The 23,115-nt window shown below is 51.2% G+C and carries 36 protein-coding genes; 34 read left to right on the forward strand and 2 right to left on the reverse strand.

What is annotated here, in order from left to right; genetic code table 11:
- Positions 1-2: 2 nt before the first annotated feature.
- From rplD to P2G53_RS11740, 27 genes are all read left to right on the forward strand, one after another.
- The gene (gene rplD / locus P2G53_RS11610; RefSeq protein ID WP_275817387.1) at positions 3-608 is read left to right on the forward strand and encodes a 50S ribosomal protein L4; all 606 of its coding nucleotides are present in this window, start codon (positions 3-5) and stop codon (positions 606-608) included.
- Entirely contained in the window at positions 605-901 is a 297-nt protein-coding gene (rplW, locus tag P2G53_RS11615) for a 50S ribosomal protein L23 (protein ID WP_275817389.1), read from the forward strand. Before rplD ends, rplW begins: the two co-directional genes overlap by 4 nt.
- A gap of 15 nt (positions 902-916) precedes the next feature.
- The gene (gene rplB / locus P2G53_RS11620; RefSeq protein ID WP_275817390.1) at positions 917-1,744 is read left to right on the forward strand and encodes a 50S ribosomal protein L2; all 828 of its coding nucleotides are present in this window, start codon (positions 917-919) and stop codon (positions 1,742-1,744) included.
- 12 nt (positions 1,745-1,756) lie between these two features.
- Complete coding sequence (rpsS, locus tag P2G53_RS11625) at positions 1,757-2,032, forward strand: 30S ribosomal protein S19 (protein WP_275817392.1); 276 nt, start codon at positions 1,757-1,759, stop codon at positions 2,030-2,032.
- Between the two features lie 11 nt (positions 2,033-2,043).
- On the forward strand, positions 2,044-2,373 hold the full coding sequence (rplV, locus tag P2G53_RS11630) for a 50S ribosomal protein L22 (RefSeq protein ID WP_275817457.1): 330 nt from the start codon (positions 2,044-2,046) through the stop codon (positions 2,371-2,373).
- A gap of 23 nt (positions 2,374-2,396) precedes the next feature.
- Positions 2,397-3,077 (forward strand): 30S ribosomal protein S3, encoded by a 681-nt coding sequence (rpsC, locus tag P2G53_RS11635; protein WP_275817394.1) that lies wholly within the window; start codon positions 2,397-2,399, stop codon positions 3,075-3,077.
- A gap of 11 nt (positions 3,078-3,088) precedes the next feature.
- Complete coding sequence (gene rplP, locus P2G53_RS11640) at positions 3,089-3,502, forward strand: 50S ribosomal protein L16 (protein WP_275817396.1); 414 nt, start codon at positions 3,089-3,091, stop codon at positions 3,500-3,502.
- Complete coding sequence (gene rpmC / locus P2G53_RS11645; protein WP_275817398.1) at positions 3,502-3,693, forward strand: 50S ribosomal protein L29; 192 nt, start codon at positions 3,502-3,504, stop codon at positions 3,691-3,693. Before rplP ends, rpmC begins: the two co-directional genes overlap by 1 nt.
- A gap of 1 nt (position 3,694) precedes the next feature.
- A complete protein-coding gene (gene rpsQ, locus P2G53_RS11650; protein WP_275817400.1) occupies positions 3,695-3,958 on the forward strand; it encodes a 30S ribosomal protein S17 in 264 nt (87 codons plus the stop codon).
- A gap of 73 nt (positions 3,959-4,031) precedes the next feature.
- Positions 4,032-4,400 (forward strand): 50S ribosomal protein L14, encoded by a 369-nt coding sequence (gene rplN, locus P2G53_RS11655; RefSeq protein WP_275817402.1) that lies wholly within the window; start codon positions 4,032-4,034, stop codon positions 4,398-4,400.
- A gap of 101 nt (positions 4,401-4,501) precedes the next feature.
- Positions 4,502-4,816: a 50S ribosomal protein L24 gene (gene rplX / locus P2G53_RS11660; protein WP_275817404.1), complete on the forward strand. Its 315-nt coding sequence runs from the start codon at positions 4,502-4,504 to the stop codon at positions 4,814-4,816.
- 14 nt (positions 4,817-4,830) lie between these two features.
- Positions 4,831-5,370, forward strand: coding sequence for a 50S ribosomal protein L5 (gene rplE / locus P2G53_RS11665; protein WP_275817407.1), 540 nt, complete (start codon positions 4,831-4,833; stop codon positions 5,368-5,370).
- Positions 5,371-5,382: 12 nt separating this feature from the next.
- Positions 5,383-5,688, forward strand: coding sequence for a 30S ribosomal protein S14 (rpsN, locus tag P2G53_RS11670; protein ID WP_275817409.1), 306 nt, complete (start codon positions 5,383-5,385; stop codon positions 5,686-5,688).
- Positions 5,689-5,766: 78 nt separating this feature from the next.
- The gene (gene rpsH, locus P2G53_RS11675) at positions 5,767-6,159 is read left to right on the forward strand and encodes a 30S ribosomal protein S8 (protein ID WP_275817411.1); all 393 of its coding nucleotides are present in this window, start codon (positions 5,767-5,769) and stop codon (positions 6,157-6,159) included.
- Between the two features lie 11 nt (positions 6,160-6,170).
- On the forward strand, positions 6,171-6,704 hold the full coding sequence (rplF, locus tag P2G53_RS11680) for a 50S ribosomal protein L6 (RefSeq protein ID WP_275817413.1): 534 nt from the start codon (positions 6,171-6,173) through the stop codon (positions 6,702-6,704).
- Between the two features lie 13 nt (positions 6,705-6,717).
- A complete protein-coding gene (gene rplR, locus P2G53_RS11685) occupies positions 6,718-7,068 on the forward strand; it encodes a 50S ribosomal protein L18 (protein ID WP_275817415.1) in 351 nt (116 codons plus the stop codon).
- Positions 7,069-7,079: 11 nt separating this feature from the next.
- Entirely contained in the window at positions 7,080-7,580 is a 501-nt protein-coding gene (gene rpsE / locus P2G53_RS11690) for a 30S ribosomal protein S5 (protein WP_275817417.1), read from the forward strand.
- Positions 7,581-7,586: 6 nt separating this feature from the next.
- On the forward strand, positions 7,587-7,769 hold the full coding sequence (gene rpmD / locus P2G53_RS11695; protein ID WP_275817419.1) for a 50S ribosomal protein L30: 183 nt from the start codon (positions 7,587-7,589) through the stop codon (positions 7,767-7,769).
- 13 nt (positions 7,770-7,782) lie between these two features.
- A complete protein-coding gene (rplO, locus tag P2G53_RS11700; protein ID WP_275817421.1) occupies positions 7,783-8,217 on the forward strand; it encodes a 50S ribosomal protein L15 in 435 nt (144 codons plus the stop codon).
- Positions 8,218-9,546 carry a preprotein translocase subunit SecY gene (secY, locus tag P2G53_RS11705; protein ID WP_275817423.1) on the forward strand — a complete coding sequence of 443 codons (1,329 nt, stop codon included), beginning with the start codon at positions 8,218-8,220 and terminating at the stop codon, positions 9,544-9,546.
- Between the two features lie 19 nt (positions 9,547-9,565).
- A complete protein-coding gene (gene rpmJ / locus P2G53_RS11710) occupies positions 9,566-9,682 on the forward strand; it encodes a 50S ribosomal protein L36 (protein WP_007021200.1) in 117 nt (38 codons plus the stop codon).
- A 159-nt stretch (positions 9,683-9,841) separates the two neighbouring features.
- Positions 9,842-10,198 carry a 30S ribosomal protein S13 gene (rpsM, locus tag P2G53_RS11715; RefSeq protein ID WP_275817425.1) on the forward strand — a complete coding sequence of 119 codons (357 nt, stop codon included), beginning with the start codon at positions 9,842-9,844 and terminating at the stop codon, positions 10,196-10,198.
- Between the two features lie 25 nt (positions 10,199-10,223).
- Entirely contained in the window at positions 10,224-10,613 is a 390-nt protein-coding gene (gene rpsK, locus P2G53_RS11720) for a 30S ribosomal protein S11 (protein ID WP_275817427.1), read from the forward strand.
- A gap of 15 nt (positions 10,614-10,628) precedes the next feature.
- Entirely contained in the window at positions 10,629-11,249 is a 621-nt protein-coding gene (rpsD, locus tag P2G53_RS11725) for a 30S ribosomal protein S4 (protein WP_275817429.1), read from the forward strand.
- Positions 11,250-11,274: 25 nt separating this feature from the next.
- A complete protein-coding gene (gene rpoA / locus P2G53_RS11730; RefSeq protein WP_275817431.1) occupies positions 11,275-12,279 on the forward strand; it encodes a DNA-directed RNA polymerase subunit alpha in 1,005 nt (334 codons plus the stop codon).
- 39 nt (positions 12,280-12,318) lie between these two features.
- Complete coding sequence (gene rplQ, locus P2G53_RS11735) at positions 12,319-12,708, forward strand: 50S ribosomal protein L17 (protein ID WP_275817433.1); 390 nt, start codon at positions 12,319-12,321, stop codon at positions 12,706-12,708.
- 655 nt (positions 12,709-13,363) lie between these two features.
- Positions 13,364-14,281 (forward strand): hypothetical protein, encoded by a 918-nt coding sequence (locus P2G53_RS11740; RefSeq protein WP_275817435.1) that lies wholly within the window; start codon positions 13,364-13,366, stop codon positions 14,279-14,281.
- 117 nt (positions 14,282-14,398) lie between these two features.
- Here P2G53_RS11740 and uvrA read toward each other — a convergent pair whose 3' ends face one another.
- Positions 14,399-17,236 carry an excinuclease ABC subunit UvrA gene (uvrA, locus tag P2G53_RS11745; protein ID WP_275817437.1) on the reverse strand — a complete coding sequence of 946 codons (2,838 nt, stop codon included), beginning with the start codon at positions 17,234-17,236 and terminating at the stop codon, positions 14,399-14,401.
- Between the two features lie 156 nt (positions 17,237-17,392).
- On the opposite strand from uvrA, the gene ssb reads away from it, so the two are divergent.
- Both ssb and rfbD read left to right on the forward strand, forming a co-directional pair.
- The gene (gene ssb / locus P2G53_RS11750) at positions 17,393-17,896 is read left to right on the forward strand and encodes a single-stranded DNA-binding protein (RefSeq protein ID WP_275817439.1); all 504 of its coding nucleotides are present in this window, start codon (positions 17,393-17,395) and stop codon (positions 17,894-17,896) included.
- 19 nt (positions 17,897-17,915) lie between these two features.
- A complete protein-coding gene (gene rfbD, locus P2G53_RS11755; protein ID WP_275817441.1) occupies positions 17,916-18,830 on the forward strand; it encodes a dTDP-4-dehydrorhamnose reductase in 915 nt (304 codons plus the stop codon).
- Here the strand turns inward: rfbD and P2G53_RS11760 are convergent.
- Positions 18,821-19,201 carry a SirB2 family protein gene (locus P2G53_RS11760; RefSeq protein WP_275817443.1) on the reverse strand — a complete coding sequence of 127 codons (381 nt, stop codon included), beginning with the start codon at positions 19,199-19,201 and terminating at the stop codon, positions 18,821-18,823. The two genes, rfbD and P2G53_RS11760, sit on opposite strands and share 10 nt — an antisense overlap.
- A gap of 51 nt (positions 19,202-19,252) precedes the next feature.
- Here P2G53_RS11760 and moaA point away from each other — a divergent pair, with 51 nt between their 5' ends.
- The 5 genes from moaA (at position 19,253) to P2G53_RS11785 (ending at position 22,972) form a co-directional block, all read left to right on the forward strand.
- Positions 19,253-20,257: a GTP 3',8-cyclase MoaA gene (gene moaA, locus P2G53_RS11765; protein WP_275817445.1), complete on the forward strand. Its 1,005-nt coding sequence runs from the start codon at positions 19,253-19,255 to the stop codon at positions 20,255-20,257.
- Between the two features lie 128 nt (positions 20,258-20,385).
- Positions 20,386-21,501, forward strand: coding sequence for a 1-acyl-sn-glycerol-3-phosphate acyltransferase (locus P2G53_RS11770; protein WP_275817447.1), 1,116 nt, complete (start codon positions 20,386-20,388; stop codon positions 21,499-21,501).
- A complete protein-coding gene (gene moaC / locus P2G53_RS11775) occupies positions 21,498-21,977 on the forward strand; it encodes a cyclic pyranopterin monophosphate synthase MoaC (RefSeq protein WP_275817449.1) in 480 nt (159 codons plus the stop codon). Before P2G53_RS11770 ends, moaC begins: the two co-directional genes overlap by 4 nt.
- Positions 21,978-21,979: 2 nt before the next feature.
- Positions 21,980-22,231 (forward strand): molybdopterin converting factor subunit 1, encoded by a 252-nt coding sequence (gene moaD / locus P2G53_RS11780; RefSeq protein ID WP_275817451.1) that lies wholly within the window; start codon positions 21,980-21,982, stop codon positions 22,229-22,231.
- Positions 22,232-22,972 (forward strand): lysophospholipid acyltransferase family protein, encoded by a 741-nt coding sequence (locus tag P2G53_RS11785; protein WP_275817453.1) that lies wholly within the window; start codon positions 22,232-22,234, stop codon positions 22,970-22,972. It abuts the gene before it with no gap.
- The last annotated feature ends 143 nt before the right edge of the window (positions 22,973-23,115 follow it).

The following is a 23,115-nucleotide window of genomic DNA, read 5'->3' on the forward strand; positions in this document are numbered from 1 at the left end:
AAATGAATCTGAATTTAGCTGGAGCTAAAGGTTCGGTTGAAGTTTCCGACCTGGCTTTTGGTAAAGAATTCAACGAGACGCTGGTACACCAGGTTGTGACTGCATACCTGGCTGGCGCTCGTCAGGGCACCAAAGCCCAGAAAAACCGCTCTGCGGTATCTGGTGGTGGTGCTAAACCATGGCGTCAGAAGGGTACTGGTCGTGCCCGTGCGGGTACTACCCGTTCTCCGCTGTGGCGTACCGGTGGTGTAACTTTCGCAGCTGCACCACGTGATCACGCTCAGAAAGTGAACAAGAAAATGTATCGTGCTGCGATGCGTTGCATTCTGTCTGAGTTGGTACGTCAGGATCGCCTGGTTGTTGTTGAAGATTTCGCTTTGGAATCTCCAAAAACTAAACAGTTTGTGGCCAAGCTGAATGAGCTTGAGCTGAATAATGCACTGCTGATTACTGAAGACGTAGAGCAGAACCTGTATCTCGCTTCTCGTAACGTACCACACGTGGACGTTCGTGATGCTGCTGGCCTGGACCCTGTGTCTCTGGTTGGCTTTGAGAAAGTACTGGTTACCGTACCTGCGCTGAAGAAAATCGAGGAGGCGCTGGCATGAATCAGGAACGCATCTACAAAGTGCTGCTGGGTCCGCACATCTCCGAGAAAGCTACTATCGTAGCTGATGGTTCTCAGCAGGTTGTTTTCCGTGTGGCAAAAGACGCTACTAAACCAGAAATCAAAGAAGCTGTTGAGCAGCTGTTTAACGTCAAAGTAAAAGGCGTAAACGTGCTGAATGCTAAAGGCAAAACCAAGCGCACTATGCGTGGTATGGGCAAGCGCAGTGATGTGCGTAAAGCCTATGTTTGCCTGGCCGATGGCTCCGAGATTGATTTCCTCGGTGGCGAGTAATAGAGGGTTATAAAAATGGCAGTGACTAAAACTAAGCCGACCTCTGCTGGACGTCGTCATGTAGTAAAGGTATCTAATGCCGAGCTACATAAAGGCAAGCCATATGCGCCACTCGTTGAAAAGAAAAGCAAAAACGGTGGTCGTAACAACAATGGTCGCATTACCACTCGCCACGTTGGCGGTGGTCACAAACAGCAGTACCGTTTAATCGATTTTCGTCGCAACAAGGACGGCATTCCAGCGACTGTTGAGCGCCTGGAATACGATCCTAACCGTTCTGCGCATATTGCACTGGTTGTGTATGCGGACGGTGAGCGTCGTTACATCATTGCACCTAAAGGCGTAGCTGCAGGTGCAAAAGTTCAGTCCGGTGAATACGTAGACATCAAACCAGGTAACTGTATGCCTCTGCGCAACGTGCCTGTGGGTGCTGTTGTTCACTGTATCGAACTGAAACCAGGTAAAGGTGCGCAGATCGCTCGTTCAGCGGGTACTTCTGCACAGCTGGTCGCACGTGATGGTGCCTATGCAACGCTGCGTCTGCGCTCTGGCGAGATGCGTAAAGTGCTGGCCGAATGTCGTGCAACTCTGGGTGAAGTGTGCAACAGCGAGCACAGCCTGCGTCAGCTGGGTAAAGCCGGTGCAACGCGCTGGCGTGGTGTTCGTCCTACTGTACGTGGTGTTGCGATGAACCCGGTAGATCACCCGCATGGTGGTGGTGAAGGTCGTACTTCTGGTGGTCGTCATCCGGTGACCCCATGGGGTGTTCCGACCAAGGGTTATAAAACTCGTAAGAACAAGCGTACCGATAAACTGATCGTACGCCGTCGTAACGCTAAGTAAGAGGATACAGCTGTGCCACGTTCACTTAAGAAAGGTCCTTTTATCGACCTTCACTTGTTGAAAAAGGTAGAAGCTGCAGTTGAAGCTAACGACCGTCGTCCAATCAAAACCTGGTCACGTCGTTCTACAGTTTTTCCAAACTTTGTAGGTTTGACAATTGCAGTTCATAACGGCCGTCAGCATGTTCCGGTATTCATTACCGAAGACATGGTTGGTCATAAACTGGGCGAGTTTGCTGTGACCCGTAATTACCGCGGTCACGCTGCAGACAAGAAAGCCAAGCGATAAGGAGTTAGATGATGGAAGTTGCCGCTAAACATACTGGCGCCCGCATCTCTGCACAGAAAGCCCGTCTGGTTGCTGACCAGATCCGTGGTAAGTCTGTCGGCGAAGCTCTGAATATCTTGGCGTTTAGTCCTAAAAAAGGTGCGGCGCTTGTTAAGAAGGTACTGGAATCTGCGATTGCTAACGCAGAACACAATGAAGGTGCTGATATTGACGAGCTGCGCGTTTCAACTGTCTTCGTTGACGAAGGCATGACGATGAAACGCATTAAGCCGCGTGCGAAGGGTCGCGCTGATCGTATCTTGAAGCGCTCCTGTCACATCACTGTTAAAGTGGCCGACTGAGCTGACTGCTAGGAGAGTTCATTATGGGTCAGAAAGTACATCCGACCGGTATTCGTCTTGGCGTTGTTAAAGACCACACCTCTGTGTGGTATGCCGACAAGAATGAATACGCAAGCAAGCTGCTGAATGATCTTCAGGTACGTGAGTACCTGGATGAGCAGTTGAAGAACGCATCTGTCAGTCGCATCGAGATCGAGCGCCCTGCACAGAACGCAAAAATCACCATTCACACTGCCCGTCCAGGCATCGTGATTGGTAAAAAAGGTGAAGATGTTGAGAAACTGCGTAACACCGTATCAGACATGATGGGTGTTCCTGTTCACATCAACATCGAAGAGATTCGCAAGCCTGAACTGGACGGTCGTCTGGTTGCGCAGAGCGTTGCGAGTCAGCTGGAGCGTCGTGTTATGTTCCGTCGCGCTATGAAGCGTGCGGTGCAGAACGCAATGCGTCTGGGTGCCAAAGGCATCAAAATTCAGCTTAGCGGCCGTCTGGGTGGTGCCGAAATCGCGCGTACTGAATGGTACCGTGAAGGTCGTGTGCCTCTGCACACCCTGCGTGCTGATATCGATTACGCCACTTATGAAGCTCATACCACTTATGGTGTGATCGGCGTAAAAGTATGGATCTTCAAGGGTGAGATTCTTGGCGGCCTGGATCAGGTTCGCGCTGAGAAAAATGCGCCCAAGAAGAAATCTAAGTGAGGTAGACGTCGATGCTTCAACCAAAACGACTTAAGTTCCGCAAAATGATGAAAGGTCGCAACCGCGGCCTGGCACAGCGCGGTAGCACTGTAAGCTTTGGTGAGTTCGCGCTGAAATCCACCGGTCGTGGCCGCATTACTGCGCGTCAGATCGAGGCTGCGCGTCGTACCATGACACGTCACGTAAAGCGTGGCGGCAAAATCTGGATTCGCGTGTTCCCGGACAAGCCAATCTCCAAAAAGCCGCTCGAAGTACGTATGGGTAAAGGTAAAGGTGCTGTTGAGTATTGGGTTGCTCAGATCAAGCCTGGCAAAATCCTGTTCGAAATGAGCGGTGTGCCAGAAGACCTTGCGTCTGAAGCGTTTAACCTGGCTGCGGCGAAACTGCCGGTAGCTACCACCATTGTTAAACGGACGGTGATGTAATGAAAGCAATTGAACTACGTGATAAGTCCGTTGATGAGCTTCAGCAGGAACTGCTGGGTCTTCTGAAAGAGCAGTTTAATCTGCGCATGCAGAAGGCAACTGGCCAGCTGGCGCAGACTCACCTGATCGGTCAGGTACGTCGCGATATCGCCCGCGTGAAGACAGTACTCAACGAAAAGGCAGGTAACTAATATGAGCGCCGAAAAACGTACCCGGACTGTGACCGGTCGTGTGGTCAGCGATAAGATGGATAAAACCATCACTGTGCTGATTGAGCGTAAGGAAAAGCACCCAATCTATGGGAAGTTCGTTAAGCGCTCATCAAAACTGCACGCTCATGATGAAAAGAATGAGTGTCAGCAGGGTGATCTGGTGACCATCGCTGAAAGCCGTCCTCTGTCCAAGAACAAGACCTGGACTCTTGTTCGTATTGAAGAGCGTGCAGCAAAGGTGTAAACTTACGCGCCTTTGCTCCATTAGCCGGTCCGTTTGCCTGGCAAGCGGACCCTAAAAGTTTCTGGAGTAGACCATGATTCAAACTGAATCGATGCTTGATGTTGCTGATAACAGCGGTGCCAAGCGTGTGCAGTGTATTAAGGTCCTGGGCGGCTCTCACCGTCGCTACGCCCGTGTGGGCGACATCATTAAGGTGTCAGTTAAGGAAGCAATTCCTCGTGGCAAGGTGAAAAAAGGTCAGGTTCTTAAAGCTGTCGTAGTGCGTACCCGTAAAGGTGTTCGTCGTCCTGATGGTTCCCTCATCCGCTTTGATACTAACTCTGCGGTGTTGCTGAACAACAACGACGCTCCTATCGGAACTCGTATCTTCGGCCCAGTAACGCGTGAGCTTCGTACTGAGAAGTTCATGAAAATCATTTCCCTGGCGCCTGAAGTGCTGTAAAGACCAGACAAAAACAGTCTGGTTTATGTAAAAACGCTAACTCCGAGAGGGGTTGGCGTTTTTGAGCATGAGAGGGTAGCAGGAAGCGATATAGGTAAATTATGCGCAAAATTAAACGTGACGATGAAGTGATTGTCATCGCAGGTAAAGACAAGGGCAAGCGTGGCAAAGTCATGCGTGTTCTGGACGACCGTCTGGTTGTTTCTGGTATCAACATGGTGAAGAAACACACCAAGCCTAACCCAATGCTGGGTAAGCCTGGTGGCATCGTTGAGAAAGAAGCAGCGATTGCTGTTTCCAACGTTGCAATCTTCAACCCGCAGACTGGTAAGGGCGACCGTGTCGGCTTCAAGACTCTTGAAGACGGTACTAAGGTGCGTTTCTTCAAGTCTACCGGCGAAGTCATTGGCGGATAAGGGGAGCTGATATCATGTCTAGACTGAAAGCGCTTTATAACGATTCTGTTAAGCAGCAGCTGAAAGATGAGCTGAACTGCCCTAACGTTATGGCTGTTCCACGTGTTACCAAAATCACCCTGAACATGGGTGTAGGTGAAGCGTTGGGCGATAAAAAAGAACTGGAAAATGCTGTTGCGGATATGACTGCAATCGCAGGTCAGAAGCCGGTTGTAACTCTGGCACGTAAATCCATCGCGGGCTTTAAAGTTCGTGAAGGTTGGCCAATCGGCTGCAAAGTGACTCTGCGTGGCGAACGGATGTGGGAATTCCTGGACCGTCTGGTGGACATCTCTATTCCGCGTATTCGTGACTTCCGTGGCCTGAACCCAAAATCATTTGATGGTCGTGGCAACTACAGCATGGGTGTTAAAGAGCAGATCATCTTCCCTGAGCGTGAATACGACAAGGTAGATAAGCTACGTGGTTTGGATATCACCATTACCACTACTGCTCAGACTAACGATGAGGGTCGTGCCCTGCTGGCTGCCCTGAACTTCCCATTCCGCAAGTGATAGGGGTATATCATGGCTAAGGAATCAATGAAGGCACGTGAAGCAAAACGTGCAAAGCTGGTTGCAAAATTCGCTGAGAAACGCGCTCAGCTGAAAGCAATCATCTCTAACCCTAATTCAGCTGAAGACGAAATCTGGGATGCGACTATCGCATTGCAGAAACTGCCACGTGATTCTAGTGCTTCACGTCAGCAGCGTCGTTGTCAGTTGACCGGTCGTCCACACGCTGTTTATCGCAAGTTCGGCATCTGCCGTAACAAACTGCGTGAAGCTGCAATGCGTGGTGATGTTCCGGGTCTGAAGAAAGCCAGCTGGTAACAGCGGGTTCAACGGTAAGCACGGTGGACTGGGCCAGAAACGGCTACCGCACCGTGCTGCACAAGAGGAAGTAAATGCATGAGCATGCAAGATACACTCGCGGATATGCTAACTCGCATCCGCAACGGTCACATGGCTGAAAAGCAGGCCGTATCTATGCCGTCTTCCAAAGCCAAAGTAAACGTAGCAAAGGTGCTGAAAGAAGAAGGTTACATCACTGATTTCGCTGTAGAAGGTGATGTTAAACCTGTTCTGACCATCGAGCTGAAGTACTTTGAAGGTAAGCCGGTAATCGAAGAGATCAAACGCGTAAGTCGTCCAGGTCTGCGTATCTACAAGAACGCATCTGAACTGCCGAAAGTGGCAGGCGGTCTGGGCATCGCAATTATCTCTACCAGTAAAGGTGTCATGGCTGATCGCGCTGCACGCGCTGCAGGCATCGGCGGTGAAGTAATCTGCACGGTATTCTAAGAGGTATTTCAATGTCCCGTATTGCGAAAAACCCCGTAGTTGTACCTGCAGGTGTGGAACTGAAGCTGGATGGTCAGTCCATCAGCGTTAAAGGCTCTAACGGTCAACTGTCTCTGGACGTGCATCCTTCTGTTGAAGTGAAGCAGGAAGAGGGTACTTTGACTTTTGCAGCCCGCGACGGCTCCAAGCTGGCGCGTTCCCTGTCCGGTACGACCCGTTCTCTGGTGAACAACATGGTGGTGGGTGTCACTCAAGGTTTCCAGAAAACTCTGCAACTGCAGGGTGTTGGTTACCGTGCTGCTGCCAAAGGCGAAACACTGAATCTGGTGCTGGGTTACTCCCACCCGATCGACTATGTGTTGCCTGCAGGCATCAAGGCTGAAACTCCTAACCAGACTACCGTGGTTGTCAGCGGTGCTGACAAGCAGACAGTAGGTCAGGTAGCTGCCGAAATTCGCGCGTTCCGTCCGCCAGAGCCTTATAAAGGCAAAGGTGTTCGTTACGAGAATGAATATGTTCGCCGTAAAGAAGCGAAGAAAAAGTAAGTAGGGCAGGGTTATGAACACTAAGAAACAAGCTCGAATTCGTCGTGCTCGCCGCTCCCGCCTGAAAATGCGTGAGCTGGGTGCAACACGTCTGTGTGTGACTCGTACTCCGCGTCACATCTACGCCCAGGTAATTTCTGCTGATGGCGGCAAGGTTCTGGCCTCTGCTTCCACCGTAGAAAAAGATCTGCGTACAGCTGGCACCGGTAACGTTGCTGCTGCTGAAAAAGTGGGTCAGCTGATTGCTGCTCGCGCGCAGGAAGCCGGTGTAACTGAAGTGGCTTTTGACCGTTCTGGTTTCCAGTATCACGGTCGTATTAAAGCCCTTGCTGATGCGGCCCGTGAAGGCGGCCTGAAATTCTAAAGGGATCGAATATGTCAAATCATGAACAGAAAGACGGCGATCTGCAGGAGAAGCTGGTTCAGGTTAACCGCGTCGCTAAAGTAGTTAAAGGTGGTCGTATCTTCGGCTTTACCGCACTGACTGTTGTTGGTGATGGTAAAGGTCGTGTTGGTTTCGGCCGTGGTAAAGCACGTGAAGTACCTGCTGCCATCCAGAAAGCGATGGAACAGGCACGTCGTAACATGATCCAGGTGGATCTGAACGGTGACACGCTGCAGTACCCAGTTAAAGCACGTCATGGTGCTTCAAAAATTTACATGCAGCCTGCCTCTGAAGGTACTGGTGTAATCGCCGGTGGTGCGATGCGTGCGGTACTGGAACTGGCTGGCGTCCACAACGTACTGGCCAAGTGCTATGGCTCAACTAACCCGGTAAACGTGGTACGTGCGACTGTTAAAGGTCTGGCGTCCATGAAATCTCCGGATGATGTTGCAGCTAAGCGCGGCAAGTCCGTAGACGAGATCCTGGGGTAATCGACAATGGCTAAGACTGTAAAAGTAACTCTGGTACGTAGCCCGATCGGTACTCTGCCTAAGCACAAACTGTGCGTAAAGGGTCTGGGTCTGCGTCGCATTGGACACACAGTTGAAGTGGAAGACACTCCATCTGTTCGTGGCATGATCAACAAAGTCAACTACATGGTTCGTGTAGAAGGCGAGTAAGGGAGTTCACAAGATGCGTCTGAACACTCTGAGCCCTGCAGACGGTTCCCGTCCAGCCCGCAAACGCGTGGGTCGTGGTATCGGTTCCGGCCTGGGCAAAACTTGTGGCCGTGGTCACAAAGGTCAGAAATCCCGCTCTGGCGGTTCTGTGAAGCCAGGTTTTGAAGGCGGTCAGATGCCGTTGCAGCGTCGTCTGCCAAAATTCGGTTTCACCTCCCGTGGTGCGCGTTATGTTGCTGAGATCCGTCTGAGCGAACTGGCCGCAGTGCAGGCTGATGTTATCGATCTGGCTGCGCTGAAAGCGGCAGACATCATTAAGGAAGAGATTAAATCTGCCAAAGTGATTCTGTCCGGTGAAATTACTAAATCTGTGACACTTAAAGGTCTTCGTGTGACCAAAGGTGCACAGGCTGCTATCGAAGCTGCAGGCGGTAAAGTCGAGGCGTAAATGGCTAAGAAAGGAACCATGCCGGCAGGTATGCAGAGCGGATTGGGTGAGCTGAAGTCTCGTCTGTTATTCGTTCTGATCGCGATTGTGGTTTACCGTATCGGTGCACATATTCCTGTGCCCGGTATTAACCCTGATCGTCTTGCCGCACTGTTTGATCAGAACCAGGGGACCATCCTGAGTCTCTTCAATATGTTCTCCGGTGGAGCACTGGAGCGCATGAGTATTCTGGCGCTGGGTATCATGCCCTACATCTCTGCATCTATTATCATGCAGTTGATGTCGGTGGTGAGTCCCTCCCTGGCGCAGTTGAAGAAAGAAGGTGAGGCAGGTCGTCGTAAAATCAACCAGTACACACGCTATGGCACAGTGATCCTCGCGACCGTTCAGTCGTTTGGTATGGCTGTTGGCCTGGCGAATCAGGGCGTAGCCTTTACTACCGGTGCCAGCTTCTACTTTGTAGCAGTTGTCACGCTGGTAGCAGGTGCCGTGTTCCTGATGTGGCTGGGTGAGCAGGTCACTGAACGGGGTATCGGTAACGGTATTTCGATTCTGATCTTTGCCGGTATTGTTGCTGGACTGCCAGGTGCCATCGGTCAGGCGTTTGAAGCCGCGCGTCAGGGGGATTTGAACATCCTGGCGCTGCTGGTGATCGCCTTCATGGCGGTGGTGACTGTGGGTTTTGTGGTGTTTATGGAACGCGGCCAGCGCCGTATCACCATAAACTATGCCAAGCGTCAGCAAGGCAACCGCGTATATGCTGCCCAGACCAGTCATCTGCCGCTGAAAGTGAACATGGCCGGTGTTATTCCGCCGATCTTCGCCTCCAGTATCCTGCTGTTCCCTGCGTCTATGGGGCAGTGGTTTGGTCAGAGCGAACGTATGGAGTGGTTGCAGGACGTGGCGCTAGCGCTGGGTCCAGGTCAGCCGCTGTATATCCTGTTGTTCTCGGTAGCCATTATTTTCTTCTGTTATTTCTATACCGCGATTGTATTTAATCCAAAAGACGTCGCGGATAACCTGAAGAAATCTGGTGCATTCATTCCGGGTATTCGTCCGGGTGAGCAATCAGCACGGTACATAGATACTGTGTTGGGTCGTCTGACGCTGTTTGGCGCGCTGTATATTACAGCCGTATCGCTGATGCCACAGTTCCTGGTGGTAGCAGCCAACGTACCGTTCTATTTCGGTGGCACCTCACTCCTGATCGTCGTAGTTGTCGTGATGGATTTTATGGCTCAGGTTCAGTCCCATCTGATGTCTCATCAGTATGAGTCCTTGATGAAGAAATCTAATCTCAAAGGTGGTGGTGCAGGTCTGCTGCGCTGATCACTATCTGGAGTAGATCATGAAAGTACGTGCATCTGTTAAAAAGATCTGTCGTAACTGCAAAATCGTGCGTCGTAACGGTTCAGTTCGCGTGATCTGCAAAGTAGAGCCGCGTCATAAACAACGTCAGGGCTAAGCGTAGGCTTGCACTGACCTTTGGCCGCAGAGGTACGCAACTATGCTTGATTTGTTTTTGATCAACGTGTAGTATTGCGCGCCTTCTGCGAACAGAACATTTATTTTTTTATGGTGTCGGTTAATAACAACCGGACACCACTGAAAACGGAGTAATAGAATGGCCCGTATAGCTGGCGTCAATATTCCTGACAATAAGCATGCGGTAATTTCTCTGACTTACATTTACGGAATTGGCCGCACGACTGCGAGCAGCATCTGTAATGCTTGTGGTATTACACCAAGCACCAAGATTGCTGATCTGTCTGAAGAGCAGCTGGACAACGTTCGTGGAGAAGTTGCCAAGCTGACTGTTGAAGGCGACCTGCGTCGTGAAGTGTCTATGAGCATTAAACGTCTCATGGACCTTGGTTGTTTCCGCGGTCTGCGTCATCGTCGTAACCTGCCGGTTCGCGGTCAGCGCAGTAAGACTAACGCGCGCACTCGTAAAGGCCCGCGTAAGCCGATCCGTAAGTAAGTGGTAAGCGATAGGAATTCCGAATATGGCAAAGCCAGGTAATCGCACACGCAAAAAGGTGAAGAAGCAAGTAGCTGATGGGTTCGCCCACATCCACGCTTCTTTCAATAACACGATCATTACAATTACTGATCGCCAGGGTAATGCTTTGTCCTGGGCAACTTCAGGTGGCTCCGGCTTCCGTGGTTCCCGTAAAAGCACCCCGTTCGCCGCTCAGGTTGCTGCTGAGCGTGCTGGTCAGGCTGCGCTTGAGTACGGCCTGAAAAACCTCGACGTTTTTGTGAAGGGTCCTGGACCCGGCCGTGAGTCCGCTGTGCGCGCACTCAATGCATGCGGCTATAAAATCGCAAATATCACGGACGTAACACCCATTCCTCATAATGGTTGTCGTCCGCCGAAGAAACGTCGCGTTTAATCTGGAGACGGTAATATGGCTCGTTATCTTGGACCTAAGTGCAAGCTGTCTCGTCGGGAAGGCACAGACCTTTTCCTGAAGAGTGGCGTTCGCGCACTGGACAGCAAGTGTAAAGCTGAGACTGCTCCAGGTGTGCACGGCGCTCGTCGTGGTCGTTTGTCCGACTATGGCTTGCAGCTGCGCGAAAAGCAGAAAGTTCGTCGTATCTACGGCATTTTGGAACGTCAGTTCCGCAACTACTACAAAGAAGCGGCTCGCCGCACTGGTGCTACTGGTGAAAACCTGCTCCAGCTGCTGGAAGGTCGTTTGGACAACGTTGTATACCGGATGGGATTCGGCACTACTCGTGCAGAAGCTCGTCAGATCGTATCGCACCGTTCTATCACCGTTAATGGTCAGGTTGTGAATGTTCCTTCCTACCAGGTGAAAGCGGGTGATGTGGTCGCAGTTCGCGAAAAAGCCAAAAACCAGCTGCGCATCAAACACGCACTGGAACTGGCTGGTCAGCGTGCTCCTGTTGAATGGGTAGATGTTGATTCAGGCAAAATGGAAGGTACTTTCAAGTCCCTGCCAGAGCGCTCTGAGCTGTCTGCTGAAATCAACGAGCAGTTGATTGTAGAGCTGTACTCGAAGTAATTCTTAATCTTTTATTGGTGGAAATATGCAGCGTTCGGTAAATGAATTTCTCAGTCCACGTCATATTGACGTACAGGAAATCAGCAAAACACGCGCCAAGGTGACTCTGGAACCACTGGAACGTGGCTTTGGCCATACGCTGGGCAATGCGCTGCGTCGTATTTTGCTCTCCTCTATGCCGGGTTGTGCGGTAACCGGAGTTGAGATTGACGGCGTTTTGCATGAGTACAGCACAATTGAAGGGGTTCAGGAGGATGTCATCGAGATCCTGCTGAACCTGAAAGGTGTTGCTATCACTATGTTCAATGGTGATCAGGCAACACTGACTCTGAGCAAAAATGGCGCGGGTCCTGTTACCGCTGGTGATATTCAGCTGAACCAAGATGTTGAAATCGCTAACCCGGACCACGTCATCGCTCACCTGAACGACGGTGCGAGCCTGAACATGCAGCTGACTGTTGAACGTGGCCGTGGCTACGTCCCAGCGGATGCACGTTTGTCTGATGAAGATGAAACTCGTGCCATTGGTCGTCTGCAGCTGGACGCTACGTTCAGCCCAGTACGTCGCGTTTCCTACGTTGTAGAAAGCGCACGTGTTGAGCAGCGTACTGACCTGGACAAGTTGGTTATCGATATCGAATCCAACGGTACTATCGACCCAGAAGAAGCGATTCGTCGCGCAGCTACAATCCTGCAGCAGCAGCTGGTTGTGTTTGTAGATCTGGAAGACGGTGCAGACCAGGCCAAAGACGAACCAGCAGAGCCGGAAATTGATCCGATCCTGCTGCGTCCGGTAGACGATCTGGAGCTGACTGTTCGTTCCGCTAACTGTCTGAAAGCAGAGCAGATCTACTACATTGGTGATCTGATTCAGCGCACAGAGGTTGAACTGCTGAAAACTCCGAACCTGGGTAAAAAGTCGCTGACCGAGATCAAAGACGTGCTGGCTTCCAAAGGCCTGTCCTTGGGCATGCGTCTAGAAAACTGGCCGCCGGCTAGCCTGAAGAATGACGATAAAGTCGCTTCATAATTCAGGCATCTAAACTGACAAGTTTGGTAGGGATTTAACATGCGTCATCGTAATTCTGGTCGTAATTTCAGCCGTACCAGTGCGCACCGCAAAGCGATGTTCAAGAACATGGCAGTTTCTCTGTTTGAGCACGAGTTGATTCGTACAACTCTGCCTAAAGCAAAAGAACTGCGTCGCTATGCTGAGCCGCTGATCACGCTGGCTAAGAACGACACCGTTGCAAACCGTCGTCTGGCGTTTGCTCGTACTGGCAGCAAACAGGCTGTTGGTAAACTGTTCAACGAACTGGGTCCACGTTATGGCACCCGTCCTGGTGGTTACCTGCGCATCTTGAAGTGCGGTTTCCGTCCAGGTGACAACGCGCCAATGGCGTACGTTGAACTGGTTGATCGTCCTGCAGGTCTTGCTGCTGACGAATCCGAAGATTAAGTTTTCTTGATCATCAAAAACCCGGCCTTGTGCCGGGTTTTTTTGTGCCTGTTGGAAATGTTTGCCTTTGTGGATGCCGGTGTTTTCGGTTACTGCGGGATAATTTCATCTTTTCTGTTTCCACCTTAAGGTGGGTCAAGGGGGCTGCCGCCAGCCCCCTTAACAATCCCCGGCCGCCCCTGCTGCTGGGGCGCTACGCGACTTCCCTGCGGGCTTCAGTAACAAGCGCGGGCGAAAAACTCGGCCTGCGGCCTCAAACAGTTCCGCCCTTGTCTCGCTTGTGACTTCCAGTCCTCGGCTGCGCAGAAGGGGGGTGGGTCCGTGCCATCCGAAGTTAAAGTATAAGATTTGATCTGGACACATACTTACTTCTACTGGCTTAGGGTTATGAAATGGTTCACTATCAATCCAATTATGGGTATTAGGTTGCGGAACTCTGCGCACGGCCTTGCGCTCAATCCGTATGCTTATTGTCAACGGAAGATCATGTCTGTGATATTTCTTCATTTAACACGCACTAAGCCAGCCTTCCGTTTTCTTCATTTGAAAAAGTACTGATACGATCAATCAAACTGATAGATGACCTATGCAGATGCACCATTCCTATGGCAAGCAAGCTTTTGAAGATGATTCCTGCTTTTTATGCGGTAAATGCATGGATGACGAGAATAGTGTCGAACATGTATTCCCTAAATGGCTTCAGAACCGTTATGAATTATGGGATCAAAAAGTAGGTCTGCTTAATTTATCATTCCTGGCTTATCGACAATTGACGATACCGTGTTGTAAGGCATGCAATAACCAGCATTTGTCTCAATTAGAAGGTGAAGTTATTGCAGCGGTACGAGGTGGTTTTGAGAAGGCTGTCCAGCTTCCAAGTAAAACTTGGTATTTGTGGGCAGGGAAGATTTTCTACGGACTACTAAGAAAAGAACTCTCTCTTCTTTTAGAAAGATCGAATCCGAATCGAGGAACGATAGCTACTCCAGAGATTCTGGAGTCATTTTCTAATCTTCATCTTTTCATGCAAGGGCTCAGAGGCAGGCATAAATTCATTGGTGATGTACCATATTCTGTACTTGTTTGTAATTTACATGAATTTGGTAGTTTATATGATTTTCGGGATAATTTATTCGCCTTCACGCTTGCAATCCGGATGGGCGAGATAGGTCTCATCGTATCATTTGAAGATGGTGGGCTAATACGGAATTCATATGAAAAGTATGTTGATGAAGTTGGGGGAAGAAAACTGCACCCAATCCAATTTTATGAATTATATGCAAAAGTAAGCTACCAAGTGACGTTACCTCAGTCCCCTGTATATTACTGGACGCAATCACATGTAGATGGACACTATATTGCTACGACAGAATTAGCGAAATCCTCCATGTTTTTGGCTGATTGGGACCAAGAAGAATACGTTAAGCTGCTTCGATTTCACGTTTCTCATTGTTTAGCTGAAAATTCAGAAGTCGTCTTCGAGCCTCCTGATAGAGTTTCTAGCTGGATGATCGATGAGAAAGGAGAACTTCTATTGCTCTCAAAAGAGGCTTGGGAAAGTCTCACCCAGTAAAAGCATTCGATGCCATAAACGACTCATTTGCTTTCAGAGTAATGCCTTTTTAGAATCACATGAGTATGTGGTTGGATAAACCTTTAGTGACTTAAACCACAACTTTCCCACAAATATTCAACTTTTCCCTATATCAAACAGCATCGGCTTAAGAAACCGTCCGGTATGTGATGCGGGATTATCCGCCACCTGTTCCGGGGTGCCTTCGGCGATGATTTGGCCGCCTTTGACGCCGCCTTCCGGTCCGAGATCGACAATCCAGTCTGCAGTTTTGATGACATCCAGATTGTGTTCAATCACCACAATGGTATTGCCGTGGTCACGCAGGCGGGTCAGTACTGTCAGCAGTTGCTGGATATCGTGGAAGTGCAGGCCGGTAGTTGGCTCATCCAGAATATACAGGGTTTTGCCGGTGTCGCGTTTGGAGAGTTCTTTGGCCAGTTTTACCCGTTGGGCTTCGCCGCCGGAGAGCGTTGTGGCTGCCTGACCGAGTCGGATATAGGACAGGCCTACATCAATCAGGGTTTGCAGGCGGCGTGCCAGTGCCGGGATTGCATCAAAGAATACGCGGGCATCTTCCACGGTCAGTTCCAGCACTTCATGAATGTTTTTGCCCTTGTATTTCACTTCCAGGGTTTCACGGTTGTAGCGTTTACCTTTGCAGACATCACAGGGCACATAGATATCTGGCAGGAAGTGCATCTCTACCTTGATCACACCATCGCCCTGACAGGCTTCACAGCGGCCGCCTTTGACGTTGAAACTGAAACGGCCGGGCTTATAACCACGGGCGCGTGCTTCCTGGGTACCGGAGAACAGTTCGCGTACTGGTGTGAAAATGCCGGTGTAGGTTGCAGGATTCGATCTTGGTGTACGCCCGATGGGGCTCTGATCAATATCGATAACTTTGTCGAAGTGTTCCAGTCCCTTGATGGCCCGGTAGGGGGCGGCATCGAGGGTGGTGGCATGGTTCAACGTGGTTGCAGCAACCGGATAGAGGGTGTTGTTAATCAGGGTGGATTTACCAGAACCGGATACACCGGTAATACAGGTAAAGAGGCCGACAGGCAGGGATAGATCCACCTGCTGCAGGTTATTGCCTGTTGCTCCCAGTAGCTGTAACTGTTTTTTGCTGTCGGGTTTGTGCCGTTCTGCCGGGATCTCTATGGCCCGGGCGCCGCTCAAAAACTGCCCGGTGATTGAATCGGGTGCGGCCATAATATCTTCAGGCTTGCCTGCTGCGATAACTTCACCGCCATGCACGCCGGCGCCGGGGCCAATGTCCACCAGAAAATCAGCCATACGGATGGCGTCTTCATCATGTTCAACGACGATCACGGTATTGCCCAGATCACGCAGGTGGATGAGTGTTTTCAGCAACCGTTCGTTGTCGCGCTGGTGCAAACCAATTGAGGGTTCGTCGAGAATGTACATTACGCCGACCAGCCCCGCGCCAATCTGGCTGGCCAGCCGGATGCGCTGTGCTTCGCCGCCGGAGAGGGTGTCGGCGTTGCGATCCAGTGACAGGTAGTCCAGACCAACATTGACCAGAAATGAAAGGCGTTCACGTATCTCTTTCAGGATCTTTTCAGCAATCGCGCCCTGTTTACCGGGCAGGTGAAGCTGATCAAAGTAGGCCAGACTCTCGCCAATCGGCAGCGTTACCAGATCCGGCAGGCTGCGGTTATCGATATAGACATGGCGTGCATCTCGGCGTAAGCGGCTGCCCTCGCAACTTGGGCAGGCCTGTATATTCAGGTATTTGGCCAGATCTTCGCGTACGGTTTCTGATTCTGTTTCTTTGAAGCGGCGCTCCAGATTGTTCAGCACACCTTCAAAGGCATGCGCTTTGCTGATGATATCGCCGCGATCATTCAGATAGCGGAAGGGGATGCTTTCACGGCCGCTGCCCTGCAGGATTATTGCCTGATGTGCCGGTTTCAGATCTTTGAATGGGGTATCGATATCAAACTGGTAATGTTCTGCCAGCGCTTTCAGTTGCTGGAAATAATAGAGGTTGCGTCGGTCCCAGCCACGAATCGCGCCTTCTGACAGCGTCAGGCTGGGGTCGGCCACCAGTTTTTTGGCATCAAAAAACTGCTTAACGCCCAGGCCGTCGCAACTGTTGCAGGCGCCATGCGGGTTGTTGAAAGAAAATAACCGGGGTTCGAGTTCCTGAATACTGTGGCCGCACTGTGGGCAGGCAAAGCGGGATGAAAACACCAGCTCATCGCGCTGCTCATCCATGTAGGCAATGCGCGCGACGCCGTCGCTTAACTGCAGGGCGGTCTCAAACGATTCAGCCAGGCGGTTTTGCAGATCGGAACGTACCTTAAAGCGGTCAATGACCACCTCAATGTCATGTTTTTTGTTTTTATCCAGTTCTGGCGCGCTGTCCAGGTCTACCACGATGCCATCGATGCGGGCGCGGATATAACCCTCTGCCCGCAAGTTGCTGATGGTATGTAAGTGCTCACCTTTACGACCCTGAATCACCGGGGCCAGCAGCATCAGTTTGCTGCCTTCTTCCAGTGCCAGCACCTGATCGACCATCTGGCTGATGGTTTGCGCAGCCAGCGGTAAGTCGTGTTCAGGACAGCGAGGTTCACCTGCGCGGGCAAACAACAGGCGCAGGTAATCATAAATCTCGGTAATGGTGCCCACGGTTGAACGTGGGTTGTGCGAGGTGGATTTTTGTTCAATCGAGATTGCCGGAGAGAGACCTTCGATATGGTCTACGTCCGGTTTTTCCATCATCGACAGGAACTGGCGCGCATAGGTGGAGAGTGATTCGACATAACGACGTTGCCCCTCTGCGTAAAGGGTGTCGAAGGCGAGAGAGGATTTGCCGGAACCAGATAATCCTGTGATAACGACCAGTTTATCCCGCGGGATATCCAGGTCGATATTTTTAAGATTATGGGTACGGGCACCCCTGACTAAAATCTTTTCCATGTGCGCACTCAGTGGGCCAAAAACGTACCATTATAAATTGCTTTGTACCTGGGCAGAACCATCAAATTTGGTGGGATAGCCTCAGGTCGCATGGTAAGCTATGTGGTTAATACAAACGGACTTTGAGCCGTTGTTTCACGAATAATGGAGAGAGTCATGGCGCGTGGCGTAAATAAGGTGATTCTGGTGGGTAACCTCGGCGGTGATCCCGAAGTAAGGTATATGCCAAGCGGCAATGCGGTAACCAATGTAACTCTGGCAACGTCTGAATCCTGGAAAGACAAACAAACCGGTCAGATGCAGGATCGTACCGAGTGGCACCGGGTGGTGTTTTTTAACCGCCTGGCTGAAGTCGCCGGCGAATACCTGCGCAAAGGCAGCAAAGTTTATGTTGAGGGCTCGCTGCGAACCCGTAAGTGGCAGGATCAGAGCGGTCAGGACCGCTACACCACAGAGATCGTTGCCAGCGATATGCAGATGCTGGACAGTCGTGGTGGTGAAGGTGGCGGTGGCTTCTCTGGCGGTAACTATCCCCAGCAGGGCCAGCCGCAGCAGGCTTCGCGTCCAGCCCCGACTCAGGCGCCTTCTCAGCCGCAGTCTTCTGGTCCGGCTGCGCCACCGCCTGGATTTGATGACTTCGATGACGATATCCCATTTTGATTGAATGGATCTGGGGCAGTTGCTAACGCCAGCTAAAGTGCTGGTCACGGGTGCCAGCGGTCAGGCTGGTGCTGCTCTGTGTCAGCAACTCGCTGATGATCCGTTTTTCGAGCTGGTGCCGCTGAAGCGACAGCAGCTCGATATCTCCTCTCCTCAGGCAGTAAGCGCTGCGCTGCAGGAACATCAACCCTCCTTTGTGGTCAATTGTGCAGGTATTACGCGTTTCAGTGATCATGACGATGTGGCTGAACGGGCGTTTGCTGTTAACTGCGAAGGCGCGGCTACTCTGGCTGAGGCCTGCGCCAGGGCTAAAGTGCCTCTGTTGCATCTCTCGTCCGATGCGGTATTCGACAATCACTACGCCAGTGGTTACACCGAGCTTGATGAGGTGGCACCTCAGGGCGTGTATGGTGAGAGCTTCTGGCAGGGTGAGGAGCGTATTCGTGCATCGCTTGAACAGCACATTATCTTGCGCGTCAGTTGGTTGTTCAGCGCCTGCGGCAATAACTTTCTGACCCAGACCGTCAATGCGGCACGGACGGAAGACTCGCTGGAAGCGTTTAGTGATCATATTGGTTGCCCAACATCGGCCCGGGATGTGGCGAGGGTGGTGTCCGCGATTATTAAACAGATTTCCAATGGTGCTCAGGCCTGGGGTACATACCACTATTGTGGGGCTGAGATCATCAGCAGCTATGACTTCTGCAAAGAGATTCTGATTGCTGCCAGCGAATATGAGAATTTTAAGGTCGAAAAGCTGATCGCTCTGCTGGCTGAGGAAGATCAGCAGGAAGACAGCCTGCCCGGCAGTTCGGTGTTAATCTGTAAGAAGGTGCTCAATATTTTCGGTATCCGACAACGCCCCTGGCGACAGGAGCTGAAGTCGGAGATGCGAGCGCTGTATCAACTTTATCAGGGCGGTACTCAACCCTGAAAAGGCAGGGCTGAATGCTGCACGGCGACCGCCACTATATAAGCGAAGCACAGCAGTGAAGCACTGGCAGAAACAGCAATGCTGGTGCGGGTGGTGGCTTTTTTCAGTGTCCACATGCCTAACATGATATAGACCAGCAGGAGCAGTAGCTTGGTGGTCAGCCAGGCATCGACAAACGGGTATTGCTGGATCAGGATGGCCAGCCCGGCTGCGCTCACCAGCAGGATGGTGTCGTTGATGTGAGGCAGGATACGTAACCATTTTGGCAGTTGCTGTTGTGGATTGAGCCAATGCATACCGGCCCGCAGGATAAACAAGGTCAGGCTAATGGCGACGGTTGTCATGTGCAGATGTTTGATAATCAGATACATACCGGTAGTTACCGTATCAATTGAAGAAGCGTCCGATAGTAACTGTGAGTTATGAATAAATCAGCAGAAACAGGCAATGTATTGATCGACCGCTTCGGACGTCGGGTGGACTATGTGCGCCTGAGTGTGACCGATCGGTGTGATTTTCGTTGCGTTTACTGCATGTCTGAAAATATGCAGTTTCTGCCGCATGCCCAGGTATTAACGCTGGAAGAGATCTTTCAGATTGCACAGGCATTTACTGAATTGGGTGTTAAACGGATCCGGTTGACCGGCGGTGAACCGCTGGTTCGCAAAAACGTAATGGCACTGATGCGGATGCTGGGTACGCTGGATGTGGAGCTCTGTCTGACCACCAATGGTTCTCAATTGTCCCGCATGGCGGAAGATCTTGCTGCAGCGGGCGTTGATCGCCTGAATATCAGTCTGGATAGTCTTAATCCTGAGCGGTTTCATGAACTGACCCGCACCGGCAAGCTGGCGCAGGTGCTTGAGGGAATCTCCGCCGCCAAGCAGGCGGGTTTCAAACGAATCAAACTGAATGCGGTGATTCTGAAAAACCGCAATGATGACGAAATTCTTGGCCTGCTTGATTTTGCCCGGACCGAGGGGCTGGATATTAGTTATATCGAAGAGATGCCGCTGGGGGTTATTTCAGAGCATGATCGGGCCGAGGCGTATTGTTCCAGTGATGAGGTCAAGGCGCTGATCGAACAGCGTTATCCGCTGCAGGCACTTGAAGCCCGCACCGGTGGTCCTTCCAAGTACTACGGCATGTCTGACAGTGAGTCACGGGTGGGTTTTATTTCGCCGCATAGTCATAACTTCTGCGGAGATTGTAACCGGGTGCGGGTGACTGTTGAGGGACGTCTGCTCCTGTGTCTGGGTAATGAACACTCCATGGATCTGCGCGACGTGATTCGCAGCCATCCGGGTGATCAGGAAGCGCTGAAAGCGGCCATTATTCAGGCGATGGATCTGAAACCTGAAAAACACCACTTTAATCTGGATGAAGCGCCGCAAATCATTCGTTTTATGAATATGACCGGCGGCTAAATGGTGTTTTAGTTGCCTTGTAGTAAGACGATGGTGCGCTTTGTTGATGGCGCTACGCAAATAAACTGCAGGGGCTGTCGGAAATAGGTAAAATACCGCCTGAATTTTAGCCAGGCTGTAGAGGAAATATGGTCGACCAACAGGATCCCTTTAAGGAGATCAGGCCTTACCGTGACAACGAAGTGGCCGATGTGCTGAGCGGTCTGCTCAATAATTACGAATTTATCTCCGCTGTCACCCAGTATCAGTTTCCGAAATGGTCTCCCAGACTGGGTTGGTTGCTGCGTCCGCTGGTACGTCTGGCGCTGGCTGGCAAGGTGGGTGAGGTTGAGACCATCCGTGATTTCCAGGAACTGGTCGCCGGTTATATGCGCAAAATGATCAGCCGCACCACGACTCGCCTGACCTGTAGTGGCATTGATCAGCTGGATCCCGAAGAAGCTTATCTGTTTATTTCCAACCACCGCGATATTGCGATGGATCCGGCCTTTGTGAACTGGGTACGTTATCAGTACGGCATGGATACGGTGCGTATCGCCATCGGCGATAACCTGCTACGTAAGCCCTATGTGTCCGATATCATGCGCCTGAATAAAAGTTTTATTGTTAACCGTTCGGCGGCCGGTCGCGAAATGATGAAAGCGCTGACGCAGTTATCAGAATACATTGATCACAGTATCCAGTCCGGTGAGTCAATCTGGCTGGCGCAAAGGGAAGGGCGTGCCAAAGACGGCAACGATAAAACCGATCCGGCGATTCTGAAAATGCTCTACATGGCGCACCGTAAAGCGCGCAGTTTTTCTGAACAGGTTAAGCGGCTCAAAATCGTACCTGTTTCGATTTCGTATGAGTTTGATCCCTGTGATGCGCTCAAGGCAAATGAGCTTCATGCCAAGGCAACTCAGGGTTTCTATGAAAAAGCCCAGTTCGAAGATATTGAAAGCATCGTCAAGGGTATTACCGGTGATAAAGGTCATGTGCATGTTGCGTTTGGCGATGTGATCGAAACCGACTTTGAAACGCCTGAACTGCTGGCGCAGGAGATTGATCGTCAGATTCTGTCTAACTATCACCTGCATGCATCTAATAAGATTGCGGCGGGAGTATCTGATGGCGTAACCGCGACCGAACAGGCGCAGTTCAATGATCGTTTAGAAAGAGTCGCAGACGGCGCGCAGGATGTGTTGCGCAAGATGTACGCGAATCCGGTATTTAACAAAAGGGCACTGCAGGACTCGGTATGAAACAGGGTTTAACCCATCTGGATGCGCAGGGTAATGCGCAGATGGTGGATGTCTCCGCTAAGGAAGTCACGGTGCGAGAAGCGACCGCGGAAGCGCGTATCACCATGCAGCCTGAAACGCTGGAGATGATTATCCAGGGCGGGCATGCCAAAGGCGATGTGCTGGCGGTGGCGAGAATTGCCGGTATCCAGGCGGCCAAAAAAACCAGTGATCTTATCCCGCTTTGTCACCCACTAATGCTCAGTAAGGTGAGTGTTGAGTTGATGCCGGATCTGGCGTCCAGCAGCGTTGTTGTTACGGCTTACTGCAAACTTGCGGCGCAAACCGGTGTTGAAATGGAGGCCCTGACAGCGGCGTCCGTTGCCTGCTTAACCATCTATGACATGTGCAAGGCCGTGGACAAAGGGATGGTCATTTCATCCGTCCGGCTTCTGGAAAAAAAGGGTGGCCGCAGCGGCCACTGGCAGGCGGAGTAAATATGCTCAAGATCGTTTTTTTTGCCAGTCTTAAAGAGCAGTTAGGTGTTGACGCTCTTTCCCTGAAACAGCCTGATAAGGTTAACGATGTTGCAGGGCTGGTGACGTTTCTGATTACCGAAAATCCGAACTGGCAGGGTTTGTTGGATGCGCCCAATATCCGCATTGCGCTGAATCATGAAGTGTGTGATTCAGATGCGCAGTTGACGGGTGATGAAGAGGTTGCTTTTTTTCCGCCGGTGACGGGGGGGTAAATGAAACAACGTCCTACACCCTTTCTGCGAGTTCGTGCTGCTTTTTATTACGCCGGATTTTATGCGGTCACGCTTGTTTATGCCTGTGTCTGCCTGCTGATAGCGCCCTTGCTGCCTTTTCGGCCAAGGTTTGTCCTCATTACCGGGATTAATTATTTCTATCTCTTTTGGTTAAAAGTCTGTTGTGGTGTCAGCACGCAGGTTGAAGGGCGTGAGCATCTTCCCAAATCCGGCGCCTATGTAGTGGCGGCTAATCATCAGAGCGAATGGGAAACATTGTTTCTGCAAACGCTGGTGCGGCCGCAGTCTGCGGTGCTCAAGCGGGAATTGCTAAAAATCCCATTTTTTGGCTGGGTGCTGGCTTTGCTGAAACCCATTGCGCTCGATCGGAGTAAACGGCGCGAAGCCCTTAAACAGTTGCTTAAGCAGGGTGGAGAGAGGCTGCAGGAAAATATTCCTGTGCTGATCTTTCCTCAGGGCACGCGTGTCGCGGTCGGCAAGCTGGGCAAGTTCAACAAAGGCGCGGCTATGCTGGCGGTGAAGAATCAGGTGCCCCTGATTCCCCTGTACCACAATGCGGGTGAATACTGGCCGGGTAAGAGTTTTGTTAAATACCCGGGGCAGGTCAAAGTCATCGTGGGTGAACCCGTTGATGTGCATGGCAAGTCAGTTGATGAGGTGCACGAGCAGGTCGTGACCTGGCTCGAGGCCTGTTTGGCTGAACAGGCTACCGGCGAATAATTTCAGTTTTATTTCCTTTCTCCTGTTGACCTAAAAAGTGTGGGGTGTAGAATGCGCCTCCCTGACCTGACGAGGGCACTGCTAAGCAGGCTTTTGAAGTACAGGTCAGGCCTTAGTAACTGAATGAAATTGTTTGTTTTTTG

It is taken from the genome of Neptuniibacter sp. CAU 1671, from assembly GCF_029222905.1.
Classification (GTDB): Bacteria; Pseudomonadota; Gammaproteobacteria; order Pseudomonadales; family Balneatricaceae; genus Neptuniibacter.

What these genes read in the sequence shown, in the direction of transcription:
- rplO (WP_275817421.1), top strand. Translation starts at nt 7,783, where the DNA reads ATGCGTCTGAACACTCTGAGCCCTGCAGACGGTTCCCGTCCAGCCCGC.
- rplD (WP_275817387.1), top strand. Translation starts at nt 3, where the DNA reads ATGAATCTGAATTTAGCTGGAGCTAAAGGTTCGGTTGAAGTTTCCGAC.
- rplR (WP_275817415.1), top strand. Translation starts at nt 6,718, where the DNA reads ATGAACACTAAGAAACAAGCTCGAATTCGTCGTGCTCGCCGCTCCCGC.
- moaC (WP_275817449.1), top strand. Translation starts at nt 21,498, where the DNA reads ATGAAACAGGGTTTAACCCATCTGGATGCGCAGGGTAATGCGCAGATG.
- P2G53_RS11785 (WP_275817453.1), top strand. Translation starts at nt 22,232, where the DNA reads ATGAAACAACGTCCTACACCCTTTCTGCGAGTTCGTGCTGCTTTTTAT.
- rpsM (WP_275817425.1), top strand. Translation starts at nt 9,842, where the DNA reads ATGGCCCGTATAGCTGGCGTCAATATTCCTGACAATAAGCATGCGGTA.
- rpmD (WP_275817419.1), top strand. Translation starts at nt 7,587, where the DNA reads ATGGCTAAGACTGTAAAAGTAACTCTGGTACGTAGCCCGATCGGTACT.
- rplQ (WP_275817433.1), top strand. Translation starts at nt 12,319, where the DNA reads ATGCGTCATCGTAATTCTGGTCGTAATTTCAGCCGTACCAGTGCGCAC.
- P2G53_RS11740 (WP_275817435.1), top strand. Translation starts at nt 13,364, where the DNA reads ATGGATGACGAGAATAGTGTCGAACATGTATTCCCTAAATGGCTTCAG.
- rpsQ (WP_275817400.1), top strand. Translation starts at nt 3,695, where the DNA reads ATGAGCGCCGAAAAACGTACCCGGACTGTGACCGGTCGTGTGGTCAGC.
- rplX (WP_275817404.1), top strand. Translation starts at nt 4,502, where the DNA reads ATGCGCAAAATTAAACGTGACGATGAAGTGATTGTCATCGCAGGTAAA.
- rplF (WP_275817413.1), top strand. Translation starts at nt 6,171, where the DNA reads ATGTCCCGTATTGCGAAAAACCCCGTAGTTGTACCTGCAGGTGTGGAA.
- rpsK (WP_275817427.1), top strand. Translation starts at nt 10,224, where the DNA reads ATGGCAAAGCCAGGTAATCGCACACGCAAAAAGGTGAAGAAGCAAGTA.
- rpsN (WP_275817409.1), top strand. Translation starts at nt 5,383, where the DNA reads ATGGCTAAGGAATCAATGAAGGCACGTGAAGCAAAACGTGCAAAGCTG.
- rplB (WP_275817390.1), top strand. Translation starts at nt 917, where the DNA reads ATGGCAGTGACTAAAACTAAGCCGACCTCTGCTGGACGTCGTCATGTA.
- moaA (WP_275817445.1), top strand. Translation starts at nt 19,253, where the DNA reads ATGAATAAATCAGCAGAAACAGGCAATGTATTGATCGACCGCTTCGGA.
- rplW (WP_275817389.1), top strand. Translation starts at nt 605, where the DNA reads ATGAATCAGGAACGCATCTACAAAGTGCTGCTGGGTCCGCACATCTCC.
- rplN (WP_275817402.1), top strand. Translation starts at nt 4,032, where the DNA reads ATGATTCAAACTGAATCGATGCTTGATGTTGCTGATAACAGCGGTGCC.
- P2G53_RS11770 (WP_275817447.1), top strand. Translation starts at nt 20,386, where the DNA reads ATGGTCGACCAACAGGATCCCTTTAAGGAGATCAGGCCTTACCGTGAC.
- rpsH (WP_275817411.1), top strand. Translation starts at nt 5,767, where the DNA reads ATGAGCATGCAAGATACACTCGCGGATATGCTAACTCGCATCCGCAAC.
- uvrA (WP_275817437.1), bottom strand. Translation starts at nt 17,236, where the DNA reads ATGGAAAAGATTTTAGTCAGGGGTGCCCGTACCCATAATCTTAAAAAT.
- rpmC (WP_275817398.1), top strand. Translation starts at nt 3,502, where the DNA reads ATGAAAGCAATTGAACTACGTGATAAGTCCGTTGATGAGCTTCAGCAG.
- rpsE (WP_275817417.1), top strand. Translation starts at nt 7,080, where the DNA reads ATGTCAAATCATGAACAGAAAGACGGCGATCTGCAGGAGAAGCTGGTT.
- rpsC (WP_275817394.1), top strand. Translation starts at nt 2,397, where the DNA reads ATGGGTCAGAAAGTACATCCGACCGGTATTCGTCTTGGCGTTGTTAAA.
- rplV (WP_275817457.1), top strand. Translation starts at nt 2,044, where the DNA reads ATGGAAGTTGCCGCTAAACATACTGGCGCCCGCATCTCTGCACAGAAA.
- rplE (WP_275817407.1), top strand. Translation starts at nt 4,831, where the DNA reads ATGTCTAGACTGAAAGCGCTTTATAACGATTCTGTTAAGCAGCAGCTG.
- rpmJ (WP_007021200.1), top strand. Translation starts at nt 9,566, where the DNA reads ATGAAAGTACGTGCATCTGTTAAAAAGATCTGTCGTAACTGCAAAATC.
- P2G53_RS11760 (WP_275817443.1), bottom strand. Translation starts at nt 19,201, where the DNA reads ATGTATCTGATTATCAAACATCTGCACATGACAACCGTCGCCATTAGC.
- ssb (WP_275817439.1), top strand. Translation starts at nt 17,393, where the DNA reads ATGGCGCGTGGCGTAAATAAGGTGATTCTGGTGGGTAACCTCGGCGGT.
- rpoA (WP_275817431.1), top strand. Translation starts at nt 11,275, where the DNA reads ATGCAGCGTTCGGTAAATGAATTTCTCAGTCCACGTCATATTGACGTA.
- rplP (WP_275817396.1), top strand. Translation starts at nt 3,089, where the DNA reads ATGCTTCAACCAAAACGACTTAAGTTCCGCAAAATGATGAAAGGTCGC.
- secY (WP_275817423.1), top strand. Translation starts at nt 8,218, where the DNA reads ATGGCTAAGAAAGGAACCATGCCGGCAGGTATGCAGAGCGGATTGGGT.
- moaD (WP_275817451.1), top strand. Translation starts at nt 21,980, where the DNA reads ATGCTCAAGATCGTTTTTTTTGCCAGTCTTAAAGAGCAGTTAGGTGTT.
- rpsD (WP_275817429.1), top strand. Translation starts at nt 10,629, where the DNA reads ATGGCTCGTTATCTTGGACCTAAGTGCAAGCTGTCTCGTCGGGAAGGC.